The following is a 2,647-nucleotide window of genomic DNA, read 5'->3' as shown; positions in this document are numbered from 1 at the left end:
ATTTGGCTGGCTCTGAAATTGTTGGGACGTTAGCTCAGTTGGTAGAGCAGCGGACTTTTAATCCGTTTGTCGTGGGTTCGACCCCCGCACGTCCCACCATAACAATTCGCTTTAGTCCATTGAAGGCTTGCCATCGGTTTTTTCGTTGGCAAGCTTTTTTCGTTCATAGACACTGGCTACAAATCGTCTGCAGCTGACTTTTTAGTGAAACTTTGATTTCACACCTTTATTGACCGATGTCATCGTTATCGGCCTGCGAATCCGATTGAAACCAGTCTCGCAGTGATCGTTTTTCGATAGAAATATTTTTAAATATCCTCACAGAAACACCCAGTCAGTACACGGAGCAGATGCCATGGAGCCAGTAGACACTGTTGTGATTGGAGCCGGCGTGGTCGGTTTGGCAGTGGCGAGGGCGCTTGCATTGCGTGGGCGCGAGGTGATGTTGTTGGAGCGTGAGGGCTCGATTGGAACCGGCGTCAGTTCTCGCAACAGCGAGGTGGTTCACGCTGGCATTTATTACCCCACAGGCTCTCTCAAAGCAGAACTGTGCGTGCAGGGACGGGCTCTTTTGTACGCTTATTGCGAACAGCGGGGTATTGCACACCGGCGCTGCGGCAAGTTCATTGTGGCCAACACGCAAAGTCAGCTCGCCACGCTGCCGGCCATTGTGGACAGGGCCAGAGCCAACGGCGTACTTGATCTGCGCCTGATGACGCCAGATGAGGTGCGCACCATGGAGCCGCAACTCCGGTGCTTGGGCGCGCTGTATTCACCATCCACCGGCATTGTGGACAGCCATACGCTCATGCACACGTTGCTGGGCGATCTGGAAAATGCAGGTGGCCTGCTGGCTTGTCGCAGCGTTGTCCAGCAGCTGTCTACCTCGCCGCAGGGCATGGAGGTGGTGACCGATGACGGCACCCATCTGCTGGCTCGCACCGTTGTCAACGCTGCGGGTTTGAACGCTTGCAGTCTGGCCCACCGCATCCTGGGGATGGATACTCGACATGTACCCAAGCCCTGGTTTGCCAAGGGCAGCTATTTTGTTTTATCGGGGCGTTCACCCTTTGAACACCTGATCTATCCTGCACCTGAGCCTGACAAACATTTGGCCGGGCTCGGCGTGCACCTGACCCTGGACTTGGGTGGTCAAGCCAAGTTTGGACCCGATGTGGAATGGACTGAAGATCCAGACAATCTGCTTGTGGACCCCGCCAGAGGTGCGGCCTTTTATGCCGAGGTGCGCCGGTATTGGCCTGCTTTACCTGACGGTGCCCTGCAAGCTGGCTATGCTGGTATCCGGCCCAAGATCAGTGGGCCGCAAGAAGCCCCGGCAGATTTTTTGATCCAGGGGCCGGATGCGCACGGTGTGCCGGGCTTGGTGAATCTGCTGGGAATAGAGTCGCCAGGACTCACCAGCTGTTTGGCTATTGCCAACCATGTTGCGCGTTTGGTGTGAAAAGGCGTTACTTGGCATCAAGCGCTGTGACAGTGCGCCTTGACGGCCTGGGCTGATTCCCATACCAAGGCTGGACCCTTGTAAATCAGGCCCGTGTAAATTTGCACCACGTTTGCACCCGACTGGATTTTGCTCACGGCGTCTTCGCCGCTGAGGATGCCGCCCACACCGACAATGGGGAAGCTCTTACCAAGGCAGGCACGCAGGCGCCGAATCACGTGGTTGCTGGCGTGCAGCACCGGCGCCCCTGAGAGGCCGCCGGCTTCTTCAGCGTGTGGCATACCCGCCACAGCTTCGCGGCTCAGCGTTGTGTTGGTGGCGATGACGCCAAACGCGTTATTGGCTGTGCCATCGCTGGCTGCGCCGTAGCGCATCAGGGTCGCGGCAATCACTTCAATCTGGGTGTCGTCAAGATCTGGGGCGATTTTCAAAAAGATAGGAATTCGCCGTCCGGACTGCTGTGCCAACTGTTCGCGCCGCTCGGCCACGGCTCCCAGCAGCGCGTCCAGCGCTGCGTCGCTCTGAAGACTGCGCAGGTTCTGCGTGTTGGGGCTGGAGATGTTGACAGTGACGTAGTCGGCGTGGGGGTAGACCCCATCCAGACAGGTGAGGTAGTCGTCGGTTGCGCGCTCAATGGGCGTACTGGCATTTTTGCCAATGTTCAGGCCCAGCAGCATGGCTGGCTTACCAGCCGGAGCAGCGGCGCGAAAACGCGCGCGTTGCACATTCGCCACGAAGGCATCAAGCCCCTCGTTGTTGAAGCCCAGGCGATTGATCAAAGCGTTGGCTTTGGGCAGCCGAAACATGCGGGGTTTGGGGTTGCCCGGCTGGCCTTTGGGTGTGACGGTTCCCACCTCGACAAAGCCAAAGCCCATCGCGGCCAGACCGTCGATGCAACGGGCATTTTTGTCCAGTCCGGCAGCCAGACCGACCCGGTTGGGAAACCTCAAGCCAGCCAGCGTCACAGGATCTTCGACCCGGGGCTCGCTGTACAGACACGTCAGTGGCGAGTGCTGCAGCTTGGCAATGGAATGCAGCGTCAGTTCGTGGGCGGCTTCGGGGTCCATGCCAAAGAGAAATGGACGGGCGAAAGCATAGGGCAGAAGGGACATTGGATAATCAACAGGTTGTTGTTTACACCGATTGTCTCTAATGACCCAAGACGAACTCAAAACCCTGGTCGGC

Annotated in this window: 2 protein-coding genes and 1 tRNA gene; 2 read left to right on the top strand and 1 reads right to left on the bottom strand. The window is 57.7% G+C overall.

Annotation, left to right across the window (positions count from 1 at the left end; translation table 11 throughout):
• Positions 1 to 23: 23 nt before the first annotated feature.
• Both Q7J58_RS07425 and Q7J58_RS07420 read left to right on the top strand, forming a co-directional pair.
• Positions 24 to 99 (top strand) — tRNA-Lys (locus Q7J58_RS07425).
• 256 nt (positions 100 to 355) lie between these two features.
• Positions 356 to 1,462 (top strand): NAD(P)/FAD-dependent oxidoreductase, encoded by a 1,107-nt coding sequence (locus tag Q7J58_RS07420; protein ID WP_304825590.1) that lies wholly within the window; start codon positions 356 to 358, stop codon positions 1,460 to 1,462.
• Between the two features lie 17 nt (positions 1,463 to 1,479).
• On the opposite strand, the gene Q7J58_RS07415 is transcribed toward Q7J58_RS07420, so the two are convergent.
• A complete protein-coding gene (locus Q7J58_RS07415) occupies positions 1,480 to 2,574 on the bottom strand; it encodes a quinone-dependent dihydroorotate dehydrogenase (RefSeq protein ID WP_304825587.1) in 1,095 nt (364 codons plus the stop codon).
• Between the last annotated feature and the right edge of the window lie 73 nt (positions 2,575 to 2,647).

Origin of the sequence: Hydrogenophaga sp., assembly GCF_030656115.1 — a bacterium.
Lineage (GTDB): Bacteria > Pseudomonadota > Gammaproteobacteria > Burkholderiales > Burkholderiaceae_C > Hydrogenophaga.
The sequence above is the reverse complement of the archived record's forward strand: the minus strand, read 5'-3'. Positions and strand labels throughout refer to the sequence as shown.